Here is a 20,849-nt window from a genome sequence, read left to right as displayed (position 1 = left end):
CGTTCGATCTCATCCATCCCGGCATGGTCAAGATGCCCCTAGCGGAAGAGGTGCCGGCGCGGCGGCTGATGAAGGCGCATCTGGAACTCGGCTGCCAGGCGACCTTCACCTGCGCGCCCTACCAGACGCGCTTTCGGCCAAGCTTTGGCCAGCAGATCGCCTGGGGTGAGTCCAACGCCATCGTCTTTGCCAATTCGGTGATCGGCGCGCGCACCAACCGCTATGGCGATTTCATCGATCTGTGCTGCGCCATGACCGGCCGCGCGCCGGCCTGGGGCCTGCATCTGAGCGAGAACCGGCGCGGCCGGATCCTGTTCGAACTGGATGTTCCAGACGGCGAGCTGAGTGACAGCCTTTTCGTCGGCGTCGGGCTAATCATAGGGCAAGCGAGTGGCGACCGCGTTCCGGTGATTGCCGGTCTGCCGCGGCCGCGTGACGAGGACCAGCTGAAGGCGCTGGGTGCGGCGGCTGCAACGACGGGTGCTGTGGCGCTGTTCCATGCGGTCGGCATCACGCCCGAAGCCAGGATCCTCGATGAGGCGTTCCAGAGCCATGCGCCTGACGAGACGATCCGTATCACCCGCGCCGATATCGACCATGCGCTGGCCAAGCTGTCTGGCGTGTCCGATGGCGCGCCGCTGGCGGCCGTGTCGCTCGGCACTCCGCATTTTTCGCATGCGGAATGGATGCGGCTGTTGCCGTTGCTGCGCGAGGCAGCACCCGGAAGGCGCATCCCGATCTACGTCAACACTGGGCGTGCGACGTTGACGCGGCTGCAGGAGGAGGGCGCGCTTGATGGCATGGAGGCGTTCGGCCTGATTCCGGTCGCCGACACCTGCACCTATGTCACATCGATCCTGGAACGCCTCGACGGCGTGGTCATGACCAATTCCGGCAAATGGGCGCATTACGCGCCGGGCAATATCGGCGTGTCCGTCGCCTTCGCCGAGATGGAGGATTGCATCCGCTCTGCTGCTGCCGGGCATGTCGTGCGGAGCGCCTCATGACGCGACCGGTGGAACGAACCGGCATCTTCCAGTTGGCCGGCGAAGCCAGGGGCCAGGCGCTGGTGTATTCGCAACCGCTGAGCTTCTGGGGCGGCATCGATGCCGAGACGGGCGACATAACAGACCATTCGCATCCCGGTCTCGGCCAGAATGTCGCCGGCAGGATTTTGGTCATGCCGAGCGGGCGCGGCTCGTCGTCTTCATCCTCGGTGCTGGCCGAGGCGATCCGCAGAGGCACGGCGCCAGCCGGGATTCTTCTGGAGCGGCCGGACCCGATCCTGGCGGTGGGCGCCATCGTTGCCGAATTTCTTTACGAGATCCGCATGCCGCTGGTGGTGTGCGATATTTCGAACCTTGTCTCCGGTGATCAAATTGTTATCGGCATCGGCAAAGACGGCGGGCCGATCATCAGAGTTCACCCCGCCATCAATCCGGCAGAGCCACGCCGCCAATAGGCAGCCGCCAACGTCTCATCGCGGCCGAGCCCCAGCGTGCCGCGCCAATATTCGCGAACGACCTTGGCGGCGGTCGCTTCCGCGGCGAACCAGCCGAAGGCCGAGCCGCCTTGCGGCCACGCCACCGAGCGGACAGCCTCGGCCAGCAGTCTGTCCTCGCCCGCCGGCACGCCGTTCCTTGTCAGCCAATGCAACTCGATGCCCGTGGCATTGTTGATCGCTTGCCTTTCGCCATCATTGGCGATCTCGACGAAGGCGACGCCCTTTGTCTCGGCCGGCAGCGTCTCCAGCAGCCGCGCCAGCGCCGGCAGGCCGGTTTCGTCGGCGCCCATGACGTACCACTCCGCCTGCCGCACCGGGCGGCCGACCGGTCCCATGATGCCGACTTTCGTGCCGGGAGCTGCCCGCATGGCCCAGGCGGAGCCAACGCTCTCGCCGGGATGGACGAGGAAGTCGACATCGATGATGCCCCTGGCCACGTCCAGCGCCCGGATAGTGTAGACGCGCGCCACCGGACGCCGGTCGTCGGCGGGCCAGACCGGCAAGCCATTGCCGCCGAGCACCGGCCACAGCGGATCGGGCACCTCCCTGGTCGGAAACAGCATGCGGATATGCATGCCGCCGAATTTGGCGAAACGGCTGAGATCCTCGCCGGCCAGCCGGATGCGGCGCATGTGCGGGGTGAGGTCGCGAATATCCGTCACCACCATCTCGCGGAACTGGGCGAGGCTGGTTTCGCCTGAGAGATCGCCGGTCCAGACGATCTCGGGGTTTTCCTCCTTGGCGTAGACCTGTACGGCTGTGGCCAGCAGGTCCTTGATACGGGCGAGCCCGTCGCGGTCGGCAGCATTGGCCCGCATCACCAGCCGTTCCATGTCGAAAGAGGCCCCGCCGAAGGCAAAGCGGAAATCGATGCGCTTTCCCTCATGCGAGGCATCGGCCTCGAAGCTCCGCAGCCTGTCTGAAATGCTGTCCATGTAGTCCGGCAGACGCCTCAGGTTGAGCCGCGCCTCGCAGGCCAGTTCACGCACCGATGCTTCGTTCATTGTCAGCCTCCGATCCTGCCGGTGAGGGCCACCTTGAAGGTGCGGCCCTTGCCCTGTTCGGTTGCTGCCGAGGTCGACCATGCGCTTTGCGGGTCGGTGTAGGCGGTGTTGAAGATGTTATCGACGCCGAAATCGAGCTTGAGGTTGTCGTTGACGCGCCAGTTGGCGAAGACATTGACCAGATCGAAGGCGTCGTCGACAATCGGCACGGCGTTGGGATTGGTGCGGCTGGTGCGGGTGATCTTGCCGACGCTGAGATATTGCGCGCCGACCGTGAGCTGGTCCTCCAGCATGCGAAAGCCGATTGTGGCCGAGAAGCGGTCGAGCGGCGTGTTGTTCAGCGCCTGGCCGGAATAGACGCCGCTGACGACCTTGGCGTTGATCAGCGCACCGGCGAGGTTTACGAAACCCCAGTTGTAGTCATAGACCATCTCGGCCTCGACGCCCTTCAGGCGGGCGTCGCCGATGTTGATTGCCGTGCGCGGCAGGACGGTGAGGTCGACGTCGATATAGTCCTCGACGTCGGTGTGGAAGACGTTGAGCTTGGCGCGCAACCGGTCGCCCGGCGTCAGCAAATCATCGTATTTGACATTGATGCCGGCTTCCCAGCTCTTCGCCGTTTCGGGCTGCAGCAGGAGATTGGGCCGATAGGTGTCGCCGCCGCCATGCGCGCCGCCGCCACGGAAGACATCCTGCAGGCCAGGCGCCCGGTAGCCTTCGGAGTAGGTGCCATAGAGCTGAAAGCCGTCAAACGGCGTGACGCCGACGGTGAGGCGCGGCGACCAGCGATCGCCGGAGATCGAGGCTTCCTGTGGCGACGGGATGCGCGTCTCGCCATCGAGTTGGTAGCCGTCATAGCGCATCGCAGCTATGGCCTGCAGCCAGTCCTCGTAATCGCCCTGCCACTGCAGGAAGCCGCCATAGCCCTGCTGTTGGCCAGCGCCGAAATGCGCCGCTTCCGAGGAGGCTTCGAGATAGTAGTAATCGAGTCCGTAGGTCAGCGTGTGGGCCAGCCCCCAGGCGTCGAAGCGCGAGGAGTTCTTCACGTTGAAGCCCGAGGTGGCGACATCATAGAAACGGAAATTGCCGATCCCTGAGGCGGGCGCGACCTGCGTCTGCTCGGCGCGGGTGCGGTTGTGATAGGCATTGGCGCTGAAGTCGATCAGCGCGTTGTCGTCGGGCTTCCAGGTATAGGCGGCGGTGTAGGTCTGGTTGGTGGTGTTGGTGTCGTAGCGGCTCAGCGTCGGCGAGGTCGAGCCGCTCGATCCGGTGATCTGGTCGTTGTAGCGCTGCAGGATGGCGCCGAGCTTCAGCTCGTGGCCATCGGCCGGCCGCAGAGTCGTCTTCAGATAACCGCTGGTCACCCGCTCACCGGTCCATGGCACGGTTTCGCCATTGCCGTCGGTATAGCTGTCGCGGTTGCGGTAGATGAGGTTGCCGATGATGTCGGCATCGTCGCTGAAACGATAGGCACCGGTAGTGCTGGTGGTGAAGCCGTCGCCATTGTCCTCATAGCCGAGCTTTTCGCTCAGCGCCCAGCGCTCGTCCTTTTTAAGGAAATCGCCGGCGTCCTTGGTCTCGAAGGAAACAACGCCGCCGATGCCGCCTGAACCATAGGCATTAGACACCGGGCCACGAATGACCGTGGCTTCCTTGATCAGGTCGGGTTCGACGTAGAACGAGCCAGAGCCGTGGCCGACGCGCCAGTAATCCTGCCGGGCGCCGTCGAGCGTTACGACGACGCGGCCATACTGCTCCAGGCCGCGAATGTTGATGGCGGTCGCCGGGTCGTCGCCATTCATCGATGCGGCGACGCCCGGCGTGGTGCGAAAGATGTCGGCGGCGGTGTCGGGCTGGATGCGGTCGAGTTCGTCCTGATCGATGGCGCTGATGGCGGCCATCGATTCGATCACCGCCGTCTTGATCATCGTCGCCGAGATGGTGATCACGTCGAGCATGGTCGCCGGCTGGTTCTGCGCGGGATTGGCCGGCGCCAGGCGGCCGGCCTTGGCGGCGGCCTTTTTCTCCTGGTCCTGTTCCTGCGCGTTGGCAAAAGGCACGGCGCAGAGGCCGAGCACGAAGGCGAGCGCGGTGCTCGCCATCAAGGTCGTGTTTGTTGTCGTTGTCATAGTCATGCAGCCCCCAAGCAAAAGCAAAACTGCTGGCGGTGGCTGAAGGGCCTTGGCTGGCATGATCGAGAATCCCTCGACCAGGCGGGTCGGGGCAGGGGTCACATATTAAAACATGATGACATAAGTCAACTTTAAATTTATAGCCGACCGTCATCGAGAAGCATTTGGCACGGGAGCAGCGGCATGGTCGGAAGTGTGGGCGATGGCAAGAGGATCGGCTGGTTGCAACCGGGCAGGATCGCGGCGGTGCTGCTTCTGGCGCTGTCGGTGCTGGCGCCTTCCTGCGGCTTCAAGGCGCTGGCCGCCGAGACGGTTGTCGATGCGCTGGGGCGAAGCGTCGTGCCGGGCGCGGCGACCCGAATCGTGACGCTCGGCTCCGACGTCACCGAGATCGTGCACGCGCTCGGCGCCGGCGAGCGGATCATCGCCGTCGATCGCGGCAGCAAATATCCGCCATCCGTAACCGGGAAGCCCAATGTCGGCTACCGCCGCCAGCTTTCGGTCGAGGGGCTGGCCAGCTTGCGTCCCGATCTGATCCTGGCGGCCGAGGACAGCGGGCCGCCGGAGGCGGTCGAGGTGCTGAAGTCGCTGGCGATCCCGATCGTCTTCGTCCCGCAGGACAACACCCCGCAAGGCATCGAGCGCAAGATCACACTGATCGCCGCCAGCCTTGGGCTCGAGGACAAGGGCAAGGTGGTTTCCACCGAGGTGCTCACCGCCTTTCAGACGGCAGCCGACCTGGCAGCAAATATTCCGCCGGAGCGGCGCAAGAAGGTGGTGTTCTTCCATGGCCTTGTGAAGCTGAGCGCAGCCGGTGCCGGCACCTCGGCCGACGCCATCATCCGCTACGCCGGCGGCCGCAACCCGATGGATGTCGTGCAGGGCTACAAGGCGGCATCAGAGGAAAAGCTGATCGAGATGGCGCCTGATGTCATCCTGATGATGAGCGACGGCAAGGGTGGCCCGACGCCCGAGCAGGTGTTCGGCAACCGCGCGCTGGCGGCAACGCCGGCGGCGGCCAACAAGGCGCTGGTCGTGCTTGACGGCGCCTACATGATCGGCTTCGGCCCGCGCACATCAGATGCGATCCGCGACCTGGCGAAGGCGCTCTATCCGGAAGGGGAATGACGTCGCGAAAATCGCAAGGCGTTTCGGCTGGGCAGTACCAATTCGTCGTCGAACCCGTTGCGCTTGATAAATCCTGTCCGTCCGGATTTCTCCGGATCGGCTTCCGCCCGAACAAACTTGGCGGCTCGGCCTGAAACATTGACACGATATTCTAAGCCGCGCGGTTGACCGTGAATGTGCTCTCCAGCCTATAATTATACTAAATTCATAGACTAACTGCGAACGTTCGAGGCGCTCGCACCTTGGCCTGTGAAAACCGGCTGCACAAAGGGAGCGCGCATCAATGCCGAAGACAGAGTCCAATCCGATCGACCTCGGCACCAGGGCGGCCGATTTCCTGCTGCCCGACGCGCAAGGCGTGCTGCACCGCCTCGTCGATTTCGACGCCAAGCCGGCCTTGCTCGTCGCCTTTATTTCCAACCGCTGCCCGTTCGTCGTGCTGATCCGTGAGCAGTTTGCCGTTTTCGCCAGGGATTATGCCGGCAAGGGGCTGCAAGTGGTGGCGATCAACGCCAATGACCATGAGGCGCATCCGGAGGAGACGCTGGCCCGCATCGGCGAAGAGGCCGAAAAATTCGGCTATTCCTTCCCCTATCTCAAGGATGCGTCGCAGCAGACGGCGAAAGCCTACGGCGCCGCCTGCACACCCGACTTCTTCCTGTTCGATGCCGACCGGCGGCTCGCCTATCACGGCCAGTTCGACGATGCGCGGCCGGGCAATGGCAAGCCGGTGACCGGTGCCGATCTGCGCGCAGCGGTCGACACGGTGCTGGAGGGCGGCAGGCCCGCTGCCAGCCAGGTGCCGTCGATCGGCTGCAACATCAAGTGGAGTGCCGGCAACGAGCCGGTCTGGTCCTCCAGCGCCGCCCGCGCCGCTTAGCGCAGGCGCCGCTTCGAACGCATTCGCCAGGTATCCATGCACAAGCCGCAAAAATCCGCTTCCGACAGCTTGCTGCTCCAGGCCGACGTGCTGGTGCTGGGCGGAGGTCCGTCAGCGGCCTGGGCGGCTGTCGCTGCGGCCGAGAGCGGCGCCAAGGTGGTGCTGGCCGATAAGGGCTATCTCGGTACCAGCGGCGCCGCCGCGCCCTCCAACACCGGCACCTGGTGCGTGCCGCCGGGCGACAACAGGCATGCCGTCGTCGAGCGGCGCTGGCAGCGCACCGGCGAACTCGCCGACCCGCGCTGGATGCTGCGCTGCGTCGATACTGCCTACCGCAATCTGCTCAGGCTGTCCGAATGGGGCTATCCCTTTCCGAGCGAGGATGACGGCCGCCTCTACATCGCCAATCTGCGCGGGCCGGACTACATGCGCTTCATGCGCCGCCGGGTGCTGTTGGCCGGCGTCACCGTGCTCGACCATCACCCAGCGCTCGAACTTCTGTCCGACGGCGATGCCATCGTCGGCGCCGCCGGTGTCGCCCGGCAGATCGGCCAGGACTGGCGCGTCGACGCCAACGCGGTGGTGCTGGCGACGGGCGGCTGCGCTTTCCGCGAGCGCATCCTCGGCGCGACCGGGCTGACCGGCGACGGCTATCTGATGGCGGCGGAGGCCGGCGCCAGCCTGTCGGGCATGGAGTTCACCGGCAAATATACGCTGGCGCCCTATGGCTCATCGCTGAACAAGGGCCTGCCGTTCCGCTGGGCCTCGTTCCATCGCGAGGACGGCTCGCCGATCCTCGGGCCGACCGGCGAGCCGTTGCGTAACGGCATCGGCGACCGCGAGGAGGAAGTGGCGCGCGCGCTGATCGACGGCCCGGTCTACGCGCGGCTCGATCAGGCCGAGCCGGCGCTGCAAGGCTGGCTGCGCCAGGGCCAGCCGAACTGCTTCGTGCCCTATGACCGCGCCGGCATCGATCCGTTCAGCGAACTGTTCCGTATCACCTTGCGCGCCGAAGGCACGGTGCGCGGCACCGGCGGCATCGACATCGTCTCCGACGATTGCGCCACCGGCGTGCCCGGCCTCTATGTTGCCGGCGATGCCGCCAGCCGCGAGATGATGACCGGTGCGCTATCAGGCGGCGGCGCCGTCAATTCATCCTGGGCGCTGGCCAGCGGCTGGTGGGCCGGCAAAGGTGCCTCGACCCATGCCAAGCGCCGGACCGGCAAGGCGTTCCGCAGCGCGGTGCAATCGCTCGGCCAGGCCGGCTTGCGTCCTGCATCATCGGCGAGGGCCGACATCTCGGCGGGCGAAGTTATCGAGGCGGTGCGTAGCGAAGTCACGCCGCTCGACAAGAATTTCTTCCGCACTGGCGAGGCCCTGGAGAAAAGCGGCGAGCGGCTGGAGAGTGTCTGGCGCGACGTGCGCAGCCATCTGCAAGGCGAGGGGCTGGACCGGGTCCGTACCCGAGAGGCAGCTTCGATCGCCGCTGCTGGGCGTTGGTCCGTGGCCGCCGCGCTGCACCGCACCGAGAGCCGCGGCATGCACCGCCGCACCGATCTGCCGGGCAAGAGCCCGGCCTTCGCGCACCGGCTGGTCATCACCGGTGTGGATGCGTTCCGCATCGCAGGTGCGCCTGAGCGGCTGGCGGAGCTGGCGTCATGATCGAGATCGTCTCGGCCACGCGCTGCGTCGAATGCGACATCTGCGTCAAGGTGTGCCCGGCCAACGTCTTCGACGCGACCGACAATGGCGTGCCGGTGATCGCTCGCCAGGAGGACTGCCAGACCTGCTTTCTTTGCGAGATCTATTGCCCGACCGACGCGCTTTATGTGGCCGAGTTCGCCGAAGGGCCGACCGGCATCACGGAAGCTCAGGCCGACGCCCGCCAGATGTTCGGCTCCTATGCCCGCGCGCTTGGCTGGAAGCGCGGCAAGGCGGGCGGCTCGGAATTCGACCCGACGCACCGCATCCGCGTGGCGCAGTGAACCGATCGGAGACAGATATGGATCGCCCGAACATGGACCGGATCGTCGTCAGCGACATCAGCAAGACCTTCCAGCTCAAGCCGGGGCAGTTCGTCACCGTGGATGGCGAGGCGACCGACCGCGTCACCGTGCTCGACGGCGTCGATCTTTCCATCCGCAAGGGCGAGTTCATCACGCTGGTCGGCCCGAGCGGCTCGGGCAAGTCGGTGCTGCTCGATATCATTGGCGGGCTGACGCAGGCGACCGGCGGCAACGTCCAGCTCGACGGCAGGCGCATCACCAGGCCCGATCCAAAGACCGGCTATGTCTTCCAGCAATATGCGCTGTTTCCCTGGCGCACGGCGCTCGCCAACATCGAATATGCGCTGGAAGTGCGCGGCGTGGCCAAGGCCGAGCGTACCGCCACAGCCCGCCATCTGTTGGCGCTGTTCGGCCTTGCCGGTTTCGAGGACCGTTTTCCCAACCAGCTGTCCGGCGGCATGCAGCAGCGTGTGGCGATCGCGCGTGCGCTGGCCAGCAACCCGGAAGTGCTGCTGATGGACGAGCCGTTCGCGGCGCTCGACCAGCAGACGCGCGAGCTTCTGCAAGGCGAGCTGCTGCGGATCTGGGGCAAGATCAACACCACGGTGATTTTTGTCACCCACTCGATCGACGAGGCGATCTTCCTCGCCGACCGCGTCGTGGTGATGACGGCACGGCCGGGCGCGGTGAAAGAGATCATCGACATCGACCTGCCACGACCGCGCGACGGCGACATCCGCGCCAGCGCCGAATTCAATCTATATCGCGCCCGCGTCTGGGACGTGCTGCGCGACGAGGTCAACAAGGCGCAGAAGGACTGGACCCTGTCGCCAGCCTTCAGTCACTGAGGAGCTGGACCAATGGCCTATCTGACCGAGAAGTTTGGCTCCGCGGGAGCGCTCCACCTGTTTGCCGGCGCTGGCGAAACGGTAGCCGCCGCCAGGGTCCCGGCCATCAAGGCCAGCGCCAAGATCCGGAGCAAGAAAGCAAGCCACGGCACGTTCCTCTATGGCGTGCCGCTGCTCGGCCTGTTCTTCCTGCTGTGGGAGATCGCGCCCCGACTCGGCTGGCTGAACCGCATCTTCTTTCCGCCGCTGAGCGAGGTGCTGGTCGCCTGGTGGGCGCTGCTCGCTTCGGGCGTGCTGATCGAGCATATCGGCATCAGCCTGCAGCGCGCCGCGATCGGCTTCGCACTCGGCGTGGTGGTGGCCATCCCCCTCGGTCTGTTGATGGGGCGCTATTCGTTGTTCGAGAAGGTTTCCGACCTCCTGGTGCAGACGCTGCGAAACACATCGCAATTCGCACTGCTGCCGGTGTTCATCCTGTTGCTCGGCATCGGTGAGGAATCGAAGGTCGCGATCACCTTCTACTCCTCGGTTTTCTTTCTCCTCGTCAACACGATCAGCGGCGTCAAGTCGGTGGATCCGCTGCTGATCAAGGCGGCGCGCTCGATGGGTACGTCCGACTTCGATCTGTTCCGCAAAGTCATCCTGCCGGCCAGCATTCCCTCGATCGTCGCCGGCGCCCGGCTGGCGGTGAAATCCTCGCTGTTCGCGGTCATCGGCGCCGAGATGCTGGCGGCCAAATCCGGCCTCGGTTTCCTCATCCAGAACTCGCAGCTGATGATGGAAACGGCCGACATGTACGCCGGCATCCTGACGCTGACCGTCATCGGCCTGACCGTCAACTACCTGCTCGTCTGGTTCGAGCGCTGGGCAACAGCCTGGAAAGGCCAGTCCGAGACCTCGCTCATTTAAGCGGTCCATTCATTCCAACCAGGAAGGATTTTTCCCATGCCCAACATTCCATTCGACGCACTTCGCCGGCTGCTGCTGAAGGGCGCTATTGGCGTCGTCATCGGCCTTGGTGGCATGCCTGCCTTCGCGCAGGACAAGCCTGAAATTATCCGCATCGGCAGTACCGCGCCGGGGCATCTCAAATTCATCCTCGCCCAGAAGGACGGCTGGTGGGAGAAGGAGTTCGCCAAGGACGGCATCAAGGTCGAACTGGTGACTTTCAATGGCGGTTCGGAGGCGACGACCGCGCTGGCCACCGGTGCGATCGAATTCACCTATACCGGCAACAATCCGGCGCTGCGGGTTGCTGCGTCCGGCGCCGACGTCAAGCTGATCGGCCTGTCGAGCTATGTGAAGGCCGGCGGTTCCTACATCGTCGTCAAGACCGGCTCGCCGCTGAAGACGCTGCAGGATCTCAGGGGCAAGAAGGTCGCCTATCTCACCGGCACGGTGCGGCATTCGAACTTCAGCAAGGCGCTGAACAGCGTCGGCCTGACCACCAATGACGTCGAAGGTCTGAACCTGCCGTTCGAGGCATCCGGCCCGGCGTTGCTGCGCGGCGATATCGACGCCATTGTCGAGACCGATTCGACGGCGGCCAAGCTGGTCGACACCGGCGAGGCGCGCGTCCTGTTCGACACCAGCACTCATCCGGAATGGAACGTGCCCAACGTCATCTCGGTCAACGGCGCCTTCGCGGCGAAATATCCCGATCTGGTCAAGCGGCTGCTGAAGGTCGATATCGAGATTTCGCGTTGGGCCGATGCCCATCCGGACCAGACGATCAAGACCTTTGTCGAGGCCACCAAGTCGTCGGAAAAATCCGTCCGCAAGACCTATGCCGACGGGGTGTTCCATCAGGATCCGAAACTCACGGACGGCGCGATCGCCGCCTTGCAAGGCGAGGAGAAATTCATGGCCAGCGCCGGGCTGCTGAAGGGCTCGATCGACTATGGCAAATGGGTCGACAAGAGCTTTGTCGATGGCGCCGCGGCTGAAGTCGCTGCCGTCCAATAGACTAGAAGCATCGAGCGGGCGGGCGCTTTGCGGCGCCGCCTCGTACAGGTCAAATCTCCGGGATGTTCTCCTTGAAGATCACCTGCAGCCTTGGTTGGTGCAGTTCATAGGGCAGTCCCCGGACCGCATGGATCAGGGTGTTGAGCGCTTCGCGGGCCTCGACGCGCGGGTTCTGGTCGATGACAGCGTCGAGCGTGCCGTCGAGCAGAAGGTCCTTGGTCCCGTCCGTCACTTCGTGGCCGAGGAAGACCATGGACTGGGCGCGGTCGCGCTCCTTGAGCGCGCGGGCGATGCCGGTGTTGCCGGCGCCGACATTGTAGATCGCGGCAAGGTCGGGGTGCCGCTCCAGCAGGGCCGATGCCTCCGAATAGGCCTTCTCGCGATCGTCGAGCATTTCGCGCATTTCGACGATCTGCAGATTGGGTGATTCCTCGGTCAGCACGTGGCGGAACCCCATCTCGCGTTCTTCGTGGCCGCGATAGGACAGCGAACCTGCGAACAGCGCCACCTTGCCCGGACGCCCCGATCCCATGAAGCGGTTGAGCAGATAGCCGGCCAGCCGCCCGGCGGCGCGGTTGTCGATGCCGATATACGCGACCCTGGGCACATGCAGGATGTCGGAAGCGATGGTCACCACCTTGATGTCGTTGGCCGACAGGGAGCGGATCGCTTCGCGCACCGTCGGATGGTCGAGTGCGATGACGCCGACGCCTTGCGTCTGTCCGCGCAGATCCTGCAGCAGGCGAGCGAGCCGGTCAGGATTGAAGCCCTCTATGGTGGCGATACGAACATCGAGGTCGGGCCGCGCCAGAGCCTGTGCCTCGATGTGGCGGTGCAGCATCTTGATGAAGGAATTGGTGCCGGCCGGCAGGGCGAAGTCGAGCCGGATGACCTCGCCGGGCGAGGGCCGTGGCGGCGTGCCGTTCGGGCCTTCGGCGATGTAGCCGAGGCGCTGCGCCATTTCGAGCACGATTTCCCGCGTGCGCGCCCGTACGCCGGGCCGGTTGTTGAGCACGCGGTCGACGGTGGCGGCCGAGACGCCGGCCTCCCGGGCTATGTCAGTCAGGGTGGAACGCACCGTCTTTCATCTCCTGCATGCGTCGGATCGGCTGGTGACGGCTTCCGCGTCATCGGCGATTCTGATGGGAAATGATGTATCCGCCCTTGGCCGATGTGCAAGCCGCCGGGCTAAATCAAATGGTCCGGCAGGGCTGCGCAGGGCCGGGAAGGGTCGGGTGCCCTCAAATTGAGGCATCCGGCTTGACGGATGGATCCCGTTTTTGTGCATTTTCCTTGCCCTATTGCGATGTTATGATGTGTTTTGATTATTTATGATGTTGACAGCCTTGCCATGCTGTCGTCAATATCCCTCATAAGGGTCGTGGAGGAAACGTGGCCCTGAGGGAGGAGTTTCAATGTCTGACTTGATCCGCATCTCGCGGCGCCGGCTGCTGGCATCTGGAGGAAAGGCGGCCGTCATGATGGCCGCTGCTGGTATCGCACCCCAATTCATTCGTCCCGGCCGTGCCTATGCGGCCGACGCGCTGGCGCCAGGCATGATCGGCGGCCCGACGGGCTTCGAAGGGGCCGAGCGCTACCAGTATGGCGCCGATACGCCGGAAGGCCGCGCCATCGAGGCGGCGAAGGCGCTGAAGGGCGCCGGCAAGGCGCCGACCAAGATCGTGCTCGGCCTGTCCGACGGCTCGATCGGCCAGCTCACGCAGCCGTTCCCGGCCGGTGCGCCGTCGATCAAGGAGCTGTGGGAAAAGGAAACCGGCATCGCGATCGAAATCGTCGGTCTGCCGAACGGCCAGGAATTCACCAAGACGATGCAGGACATCTCCACCAAGGGTGGGGCCTACGACATCTACTCGACCGAATGGAACCGCCTCGGCGACCTCGCCGAAACCGGCGGCATCGCCAAGCTCGACGACTTTGTCGCGCAGCATAAGCCTGAATGGGACGATCCCGTCAGCGGCTATGTCAACGGCGCCAAGGGCGTGTCGCTGCTCAACAAATACCGCGGCTCGAACTATGGCGTGTCGCTGGACGGCGACTTCCAGACTTGGGTCTACCGCACCGACCTGTTCGGCGACGAAGCCGAGAAGAAGGCCTTCAAGGACAAATACGGCTACGATCTGGCGCCGCCGAAGACCTGGAAGCAGCATGGCGACATCGCCGCCTTCTTCCAGCGACCGGACAAGGGCCTGTTCGGCTCGACCGACCTGCGCAACCAGGGCTGGGGCTACACGAACTGGTACCAGCGCTATGTCTCGATGGCTTCGCCCAACCAGTTCCTGTTTGGCGATGACGGCAAGCCGATGATCAATTCCGAGCAAGGCATCGCCGCCACCAACGAATATGTTGCTTCGCTCGCGCATCATTCGCCGGATGCGATCTCCTGGGGTTGGCCGGAGCAATACGGCAACTTCGCCAAGGGTGGTGCGGCGATGACCTGCGCCTTCTCCAACCTGCCGAAATTCCTCGACAATGCCGGCAACAAGGATTCAGCCGTCACCGGCAAGATCGGCTCGATGCTGCCGCCCGGCCGCGAGATCGGCGGCAAGCTGATCAGCCGTTCCGTGCTGTGGTTTTCGCTGACCGGCATGATCTCGTCACAGTCGAAGAACCAGGAGGTCGCCTACCTCCTGCTGCAATGGCTGGGCTCGGCCCGCATCTATGCCTGGATGAGTGCCAACCCCGGCGGTTATCTGGACCCGTTCCGGCTTTCGGACTTCTCCGATCCGCTGGTGCGCCAGACCTATCATGCCTACCACATGGACGTCGTGCGCGAGACGGTCGCCCGCACCGTGCCGACCATCAACTATCCCGGCGCGACAGCCTTCCACAATGCGCTCGACGAGAACCTGATGGCGGCGCTGACCAAGGCCAAGACATCGGAGCAGGCGATGGCCGACACCGAGGCAGAGTGGAAGAAGATCGCCCGGCGCACCGGCGAGGACAAACTGCTCGAAGCCATCAAGACCAACAAGGAGGCCTGGCCGACAGTTCTCGATCCAATCGTCTGATCCTTCTCCCTGGATCATATCGAAGGAGGGGAGGAGCCTACTTCTCCCCTCCGCCCACAACGCCACCAGCAAAGCCGCCAGATGAAGCGTTCCGTTCCTTTCCTGATATTCCGCTATGCCGCGATCTTCGCGGCCATGGCGGTGACGCTGGTGCCGATCCTGTGGATGGTATCGATGGCGTTCAAGCCGATCGCCGAATGGTCGGCGACCGGCGCCGAACTGACCTGGTGGCCGAAGAACCCGACGCTCAGCAATTTCCGTTTCGTGTTCGGCGAGTCGACCAACAATTTGATCGTCGCGCTCGACCGTAACGCGCTGAAGCCGATCCTCGCATCGCTGCTGTCGGCGGTTTTCGGCACGGTGATCGCCATGTCGGCGGGCACTGCCGCGGCTTATGGGCTGTCGCGTTTCGGCTCCGGCCAGAACCTGCCGCTGGCGCTGATCCAGCTCAGGATCTTTCCGCCGATGGCGGTCATGATCCCGGTGATGATCATGTGGGCTTTCCTCAACTTCACCGACAGCTGGTGGGGCCTGGCGCTGATCTACGGCATCGTCACCTTGCCGTTCGCCTTCTGGCTGATGAAGACCTTCTTCGACGACATGCCGCGCGAGATCGAGGAGGCAGCGCTTGTCGAAGGCTGTTCGCGGCTGCGCGTCTTCACCCGCATCACGCTGCCGATGATGCGCGCGCCGCTCGCCAGTGCCGCGCTCTTCGTCTTCATCCTCAACTGGTCAGACTATCTGATCGCGCTGCTTCTGACGACGCGCGAATGGGTGACCATCCCGGTCTACATGGCCTCGCTATCCTCCTCGATGACCGGGCAGCTCTATGGCGCCAAGGCGGCGCTTGGCCTGATCGCGGCCGTGCCGCCGGTCATCATGGGCATCGCCATCCAACGCCATCTGGTGCGCGGGTTGACGTTCGGGGCGCTCAAGCAATGAGCGCGGTGACTGCCATGACGTCCAAGGATGAGATGACAGCCGTCGGAGCAAAGCCGGTTTCGCGCGATGAGGGCGCAAGGCTGGGTTTTCGCCTGACATTGCCTGCGCAGATCCTGGTGCTGTTCATCTCGGCCTTCCCGCTGTTGATGCAGCTCTACATCAGCGTCACTGACTGGTCGCCGCTGTCGGGCACCGGCTGGTGGAACGCCTGGTCGATGTGGAACAGCTTTGCCAACTACACCGATCTCGCCGCCGACGCGCGCTTCTGGAGCGCGCTGAAGCGTACGGCCATCGTCATGATCGTCTGCGTGCCGGCGGAATTCCTGCTTGGGCTGGCGCTGGCGACGCTGTTTGCCGACGATTTCCCGGGCAAGCGCGCCTTCTATTCGATCCTGCTGATGCCGATGATGGTGGTGCCGGCGGTGGCCGGCTACATGTTCTTCATGCTGTTCCAGTCGAGAGGGCCGGTGAACGACATCTTGTCGGCGCTCACCGGATCTCCCGTCACCATCGCCTGGCTGTCGGATCCGACTCTGGCGCTGATCGCGGTGATGGTCGCCGACATCTGGCAGTGGACGCCGCTGATGTTCCTCATCCTGCTTGCCGGTCTGGTCGGCGTGCCGGAGGATCAGATCAAGGCGGCGACGCTGCTCGGCGCCAATCCCTGGCAGCGCTTCGTCACCATCGTGCTGCCGAAGATGAAGACGATCATCATCATCGCGCTGGCGATCCGGGTGATCGAGAACTTCAAGATCTTCGACACGCTCTACATCATGACCGGCGGCGGTCCAGGCGTCGCCACCGAAACCATCTCGGTCTACATCTACAAGCTCACCACTCAGGATTTGATCTGGGGCTATGTGGCGGCGATCGCGCTGGCCATTCTGGTCGTGCTGTCGATCGTCGCGGTGTTTGCCATGAAGCGCATGGCGCGGGCACGCGAGGTAACGGCATGAGCGCGATCCACTTGCAGAACCTGGTCAAGAAATTCGGCGACTTTACCGCGCTCAAGACCATGGACCTGGCAATATCAGACGGCGAGTTCATGGCGCTGCTCGGCCCGTCGGGCTGCGGCAAGTCGACGACGATGAACATGATCGCCGGCATGGAAGAGCCGACCGGCGGCAAGATCCTGTTTGGCGAGCGCGACATGGCCGGCGTGCCGATGGGCCGGCGCGGCGTCGGCTTCGTCTTCCAGAACTACGCCATCTTCACGCATATGACGGTGCGCCAGAACCTTGCCTATGGACCAAAAATGCGAGGGGCTGCCAAAGCCGAGATCGACCGCCGTGTCGGCGCTATCGCTGAGATGCTGCAGCTGACGCCGCTGCTCGACCGCAAGGCCGACAGGCTGTCGGTCAACATCTTGCAGCGGGTGGCGATCGGCCGCTCGGCGATCATGGAGCCGGCGATCTTCCTGCTCGACGAGCCGCTGTCCAATGTCGACGCCGCTTTCCGGGCCGTCATGCGCACCGAACTGAAGCAGCTGCAGCGGCAGTTCCGCCAGACCATGGTCTATGTCACCCACGATCAGCTTGAGGCGATGACCATGGCCGACCGCATCGCGGTCATGGATCATGGCGTGCTGCAGCAGGTCGGCACGCCGCTCGAGGTCTACAACGATCCGGCCAATGTCTTCGTCGCCCGCTTTATCGGTGCGCCGGGCATGAACCTGCTCAAAGGCAGGCCAGCGGAGAGCGACCGCGGACTGGTCGTCGATCTCGGACCGCTGGGCGTCACGCCGCCGCTGCCGGGCGAACTCGCAGCGGCCATGCGTGGTGCGCGCGGCGAGGTGCTTTACGGATTCCGGCCTGAACAGGCGACGTTGGTGCAGAATGGGCAGGGCCTCGCAATGCCGGTGACCTTTGTCGAACGGATCGGTGCGCGCACCATCGTTCATCTCGGCCAGGGCGAGGCGGCTGTGAAAACGGTGTTCGACAATGATGTCGGACTGACTATCGGCGACACCGCTGTCATCGCCCCCACTACGTCGTCGGTGCGCGTCTTCGACGCTGCCACCGGCCGCGCCATGAGGGTGGGAGGCTGAGATGTTGGTCCGGCAAATTTTCGCAAGTTGGCGCCGCCCCTCACCCTTACCCTCTCCCCGTGTAGAGACGGGGAGAGGGGGGCGTCATCGTTGGAGCTTCTCCCTTCTCCCCGTCCCTATACGGGGAGAAGGTGCCGGCAGGCGGATGAGGGGCGGCGCCGGCGTTCGCTACCTGTCACTGATCCGTGGAGCGACCTGAGCCATGGCCGATATCGTCTTTCGCAACGTGACCAAACGCTACGGCAACACACTTGCCGTCGACGACGCCTCGTTCACCGTCAACGACAATGAGTTCTTCTGCTTCTTCGGACCGCCGCTGTCGGGCAAGTCGACGATCCTGCGCCTGGTGCTCGGGCTGGAGACACCTGACACCGGCGAAATCCTGATCGGAGGCAGGCCGGTCAACGCGATGTCGCCGGCCGAGCGCAACGTGGCGATGGTGTTCCAGAACCTGGCGCTGTTTCCGCATATGAGCGCGCTCGAAAATGTCCGCTTTCCCCTTGTCGAACGCCGGGTCGCCGAGACCGAGATCAAGCGGCGGGTCACCGACGTCGCGGCGAAGCTGCATATCGGCCATATCCTGCACAAGCCGCCGGGACAGCTTTCGGGCGGGGAGCGGCAGCGCGTGGCGATCGCGCGGGCTCTGGTGCGCGATCCCAATGCCTATCTGATGGACGATCCGATCTCGGCGCTCGACGCCAGGCTGCGCGAGGAAACGCGCGTCGAGCTGAAGCGCATCCAGCGCGAACTCGGCAAGACGCTGATCTACGTCACGCATGACCAGGAAGAGGCGATGTCGGTCGCCGATCGCATCGCCATCCTGGAGGACGGCAAGATCAGGCAGATCGGTACGCCGGCAGAGATCTACGACCGCCCGGCCAGCACCTATGTGGCAAGGCTGCTTGGTTCGCCGATGATGAACATCCTCAGATCGGCGCGCGGCGAGGGCGGTGTCGAAGCGGCTGAAGGCACGATTCGCATCGACGACAAGACAGCGCCCGCCGACGCCGTGGAGATCGGGCTGAGGCCGGAAGACATCAAGGTTAGACCGTGGGCGGACGGGGGCCCGGGCCGCCCGGCGCGAGTGTTCGAGGTCGAGCCGCTTGGCGGCTACACCGTGGTGACGCTCGCTGCCGGGCAGGCGCGGCTGAAGGCATTGCTGCGCGGTCAGCCCGACATCCGGCCGGATGCCATGGTGGCGATATCCTGCGAGCCGGCCAGAGTGCATTATTTCGAACAGAGCGGCGGAGCGTTGGCACGATGACAGCCGCAAGGAATGAGTTTCGGGAGGAAGAGATGGCAAACAAGGGCTTCGAGCCGGACGTGAAGGTCCGCACGAAGGAATACAAGATCGGCTGCGTCGGCGCAGGCATGATCATGGCCGAGTGCCATCTGGCCGCCTACAAGGAAGCTGGGTTCCCGGTGGTGGCAATCGCCTCGCGCACCAGGACCAGCGCCGAGAAGGTGGCGACGCGCTGGGGCATTCCGACCGTCCACGACACACCGGAAAAACTGATCGAGGACGAAAATGTCGAGATCATCGACCTTGCTTTCCCGCCCGACCTGCAGCCGGCGCTGATCCGTCACGCGCTGAAGCAGAAGCACATCAAGGCGATCCTGGCGCAGAAGCCGTTGGCCTTGTCGGTCGAGGAAGCGGTCAAGCTGCGTGACGAGGCGGCCAAGGCCGGCAAGATCCTCTCGGTCAACCAGAACATGCGCTACGACCAGTCGATGCGCGTCTTGAAGCAGATCATCGACAGCGGCGCGCTGGGCGACATCGTCTTCGCGCAGATCGACATGCACGCCATCCCGCACTGGCAGAGCTTCCTCGAGGATTATGACCGGCTGACGCTCGCCAATATGAGCGTGCATCATCTCGACGTGCTGCGCTTTCTGTTCGGCGATCCCGACGAGATCACCACGCTGACACGCAAGGATCCGCGCACGACATTCGACCATTCCGACGGCATCACCGTGTCGACGCTGCGCTTCCCGTCCGGTGTGCTTGCCGTGTCGCTGGAGGATGTCTGGTCCGGTCCGCGTCAGGATGGCTACAAGGACGACCAGCACATCAACTGGCGCGTCGACGGCAGCAAGGGGGTCGCGAAGGGCACCATTGGCTGGCCGACGGGCGCTGCCTCGACGCTGACCTATGCCTCGACCGAGACGACCGGAGGCGAGTGGGTCAGTCCGAGCTGGGACACGATGTGGTTCCCGCATGCCTTTATCGGGGTGATGGAGCAGCTCCAGCACGCGGTGAAGACCGGCACACCGCCGGCGCTGTCGGTCGCCGACAACGTCAAGACCATGGCGCTGGTCGAGGCGGGTTATCGCTCGATCGACGAGGGCCGCACGGTCAAGCTTTCCGAAATCGCTACCTGATCACCGCAACTGAAACACCAGACAACTGAATCGCTTACAGGGAGGAATTCACACTATGATGCAGGCAGGTATTTTCACGGGCTATTTCCCGTACGGCCTCGAAGAGTCGGCGAAGAAGATCCGTGGCCACGGTTTCAACACCGTGCAGCTCGACCTTCATTTCAAGGATATCGACCTGTCGGCCGGCCAGATCACCAAGGATAAGGCCAAGAAGGTTCGCGACACGTTCCGTGCCCACGACCTGCCGATCTGCTGCATCTCGGGCTACACCAATGTCATTCATCCCGACCTCGCGCACCGCAAGGCGAATGTCGATCGGCTGAAGGAAATCATCCGCAACGCCCGCCAGCTCGGCAGTCCTTACGTGATCTCGGAGACCGGTACCTACAACACCGAGAGCGAGTGGATGAGCGATCCCAAGAACAAGTCCGAAGAGGGTTTTGAGATGTGCCGCAAGGCGATCTCCGAACTGGCGCAGGAAGCCTATGACCACGGCTCAATGTTCCTGCTCGAAACCTACGTCAACAATGTCGTCGGCTCGGTCGAGGAAACGGTGAGGATGTTCGCGCAGGTCGACCATCCGGGCCTCGGCCTGCTGATGGATCCGACCAACTACTTCGAAAGCCACAACATCGACCAGATGGACAAGGTGCTGAACCAGGTGTTCGACACGTTGGCCGACAAGGTCAAGATCGCGCATGCCAAGGATGTCGCACGAGCCGGCGACGACAAGAGCGAGAAGCATGCGGACATCGGCGATGACGACGCGCTGGCCTCGCACACCTTCCGCGGCGTTGGCGAGATGGTCCTCAACGCGCCGGGCACCGGCTCGCTGAACTACGACCTCTATCTGCAGCGCCTGTCGCAGAAGAACCCGAACATCCCGGTGATCATCGAACACCTTTCGGAAGACGACGTGCCGAGGGCCAAGAAATTTCTCGACGACAAGTTCCGCGCCAACGGTCTCTGACCAGCTGTGCGT

Annotated in this window: 19 protein-coding genes; 16 read left to right on the top strand and 3 right to left on the bottom strand. The window is 64.0% G+C overall.

Annotated elements, in window-relative coordinates:
* Together EN906_RS02880 and EN906_RS02875 are read left to right on the top strand one after the other, a co-directional pair.
* Positions 1-1,007 (top strand): aconitase X (locus tag EN906_RS02880; protein ID WP_127375062.1); only part of this gene is annotated, 1,007 nt, incomplete at its 5' end.
* Positions 1,004-1,462: a DUF126 domain-containing protein gene (locus tag EN906_RS02875; protein WP_127268609.1), complete on the top strand. Its 459-nt coding sequence runs from the start codon at positions 1,004-1,006 to the stop codon at positions 1,460-1,462. The genes EN906_RS02880 and EN906_RS02875, both read left to right, overlap by 4 nt.
* Here EN906_RS02875 and EN906_RS02870 read toward each other — a convergent pair.
* Complete coding sequence (locus tag EN906_RS02870; RefSeq protein ID WP_127268610.1) at positions 1,423-2,508, bottom strand: siderophore-interacting protein; 1,086 nt, start codon at positions 2,506-2,508, stop codon at positions 1,423-1,425. The genes EN906_RS02875 and EN906_RS02870 overlap by 40 nt on opposite strands.
* 2 nt (positions 2,509-2,510) lie before the next feature.
* Positions 2,511-4,637, bottom strand: a complete 2,127-nt coding sequence (locus EN906_RS02865) for a TonB-dependent hemoglobin/transferrin/lactoferrin family receptor (protein WP_127268611.1) — start codon at positions 4,635-4,637, stop codon at positions 2,511-2,513.
* A 186-nt stretch (positions 4,638-4,823) separates the two neighbouring features.
* Here EN906_RS02865 and EN906_RS02860 point away from each other — a divergent pair, with 186 nt between their 5' ends.
* From EN906_RS02860 to EN906_RS02830, 7 genes are all read left to right on the top strand, one after another.
* The gene (locus EN906_RS02860) at positions 4,824-5,768 is read left to right on the top strand and encodes an ABC transporter substrate-binding protein (RefSeq protein WP_127268612.1); all 945 of its coding nucleotides are present in this window, start codon (positions 4,824-4,826) and stop codon (positions 5,766-5,768) included.
* 283 nt (positions 5,769-6,051) lie between these two features.
* Positions 6,052-6,648, top strand: coding sequence for a thioredoxin family protein (locus EN906_RS02855; protein WP_127270903.1), 597 nt, complete (start codon positions 6,052-6,054; stop codon positions 6,646-6,648).
* Positions 6,649-6,684: 36 nt separating this feature from the next.
* Complete coding sequence (locus EN906_RS02850) at positions 6,685-8,310, top strand: FAD-binding protein (RefSeq protein WP_127375061.1); 1,626 nt, start codon at positions 6,685-6,687, stop codon at positions 8,308-8,310.
* A complete protein-coding gene (locus EN906_RS02845) occupies positions 8,307-8,633 on the top strand; it encodes a ferredoxin family protein (protein ID WP_127270526.1) in 327 nt (108 codons plus the stop codon). The genes EN906_RS02850 and EN906_RS02845 overlap by 4 nt, the downstream gene beginning before the upstream one ends.
* Positions 8,634-8,665: 32 nt before the next feature.
* Complete coding sequence (locus EN906_RS02840) at positions 8,666-9,502, top strand: ABC transporter ATP-binding protein (RefSeq protein ID WP_127270530.1); 837 nt, start codon at positions 8,666-8,668, stop codon at positions 9,500-9,502.
* A gap of 12 nt (positions 9,503-9,514) precedes the next feature.
* A complete protein-coding gene (locus EN906_RS02835) occupies positions 9,515-10,411 on the top strand; it encodes an ABC transporter permease (protein ID WP_127270901.1) in 897 nt (298 codons plus the stop codon).
* A gap of 36 nt (positions 10,412-10,447) precedes the next feature.
* A complete protein-coding gene (locus EN906_RS02830) occupies positions 10,448-11,467 on the top strand; it encodes an aliphatic sulfonate ABC transporter substrate-binding protein (RefSeq protein WP_127270899.1) in 1,020 nt (339 codons plus the stop codon).
* A gap of 49 nt (positions 11,468-11,516) precedes the next feature.
* Here the strand turns inward: EN906_RS02830 and EN906_RS02825 are convergent, their stop codons facing one another.
* Complete coding sequence (locus EN906_RS02825; protein WP_127269506.1) at positions 11,517-12,545, bottom strand: LacI family DNA-binding transcriptional regulator; 1,029 nt, start codon at positions 12,543-12,545, stop codon at positions 11,517-11,519.
* Positions 12,546-12,882: 337 nt separating this feature from the next.
* Between EN906_RS02825 and EN906_RS02820 the strand changes: the two genes are divergently transcribed.
* The 7 genes from EN906_RS02820 (at position 12,883) to EN906_RS02790 (ending at position 20,837) form a co-directional block, all read left to right on the top strand.
* Complete coding sequence (locus EN906_RS02820; protein WP_127269507.1) at positions 12,883-14,496, top strand: extracellular solute-binding protein; 1,614 nt, start codon at positions 12,883-12,885, stop codon at positions 14,494-14,496.
* A gap of 81 nt (positions 14,497-14,577) precedes the next feature.
* On the top strand, positions 14,578-15,438 hold the full coding sequence (locus EN906_RS02815; protein WP_127269508.1) for a carbohydrate ABC transporter permease: 861 nt from the start codon (positions 14,578-14,580) through the stop codon (positions 15,436-15,438).
* Positions 15,435-16,394: a sugar ABC transporter permease gene (locus EN906_RS02810; protein WP_127270896.1), complete on the top strand. Its 960-nt coding sequence runs from the start codon at positions 15,435-15,437 to the stop codon at positions 16,392-16,394. Before EN906_RS02815 ends, EN906_RS02810 begins: the two co-directional genes overlap by 4 nt.
* Positions 16,391-17,485, top strand: coding sequence for an ABC transporter ATP-binding protein (locus tag EN906_RS02805; protein ID WP_127267578.1), 1,095 nt, complete (start codon positions 16,391-16,393; stop codon positions 17,483-17,485). Before EN906_RS02810 ends, EN906_RS02805 begins: the two co-directional genes overlap by 4 nt.
* A 202-nt stretch (positions 17,486-17,687) precedes the next feature.
* Positions 17,688-18,749, top strand: coding sequence for an ABC transporter ATP-binding protein (locus tag EN906_RS02800; protein WP_127267577.1), 1,062 nt, complete (start codon positions 17,688-17,690; stop codon positions 18,747-18,749).
* Positions 18,750-18,781: 32 nt separating this feature from the next.
* Positions 18,782-19,867, top strand: a complete 1,086-nt coding sequence (locus EN906_RS02795) for a Gfo/Idh/MocA family oxidoreductase (RefSeq protein WP_127267576.1) — start codon at positions 18,782-18,784, stop codon at positions 19,865-19,867.
* Between the two features lie 55 nt (positions 19,868-19,922).
* Positions 19,923-20,837, top strand: coding sequence for a sugar phosphate isomerase/epimerase (locus EN906_RS02790; protein ID WP_127267575.1), 915 nt, complete (start codon positions 19,923-19,925; stop codon positions 20,835-20,837).
* The last annotated feature ends 12 nt before the right edge of the window (positions 20,838-20,849 follow it).

This window comes from Mesorhizobium sp. M7A.F.Ca.CA.004.06.1.1 (genome assembly GCF_003999135.1).
Taxonomy (GTDB): Bacteria; Pseudomonadota; Alphaproteobacteria; order Rhizobiales; family Rhizobiaceae; genus Mesorhizobium.
This window is presented reverse-complemented; position numbering and strand designations above follow the sequence as displayed.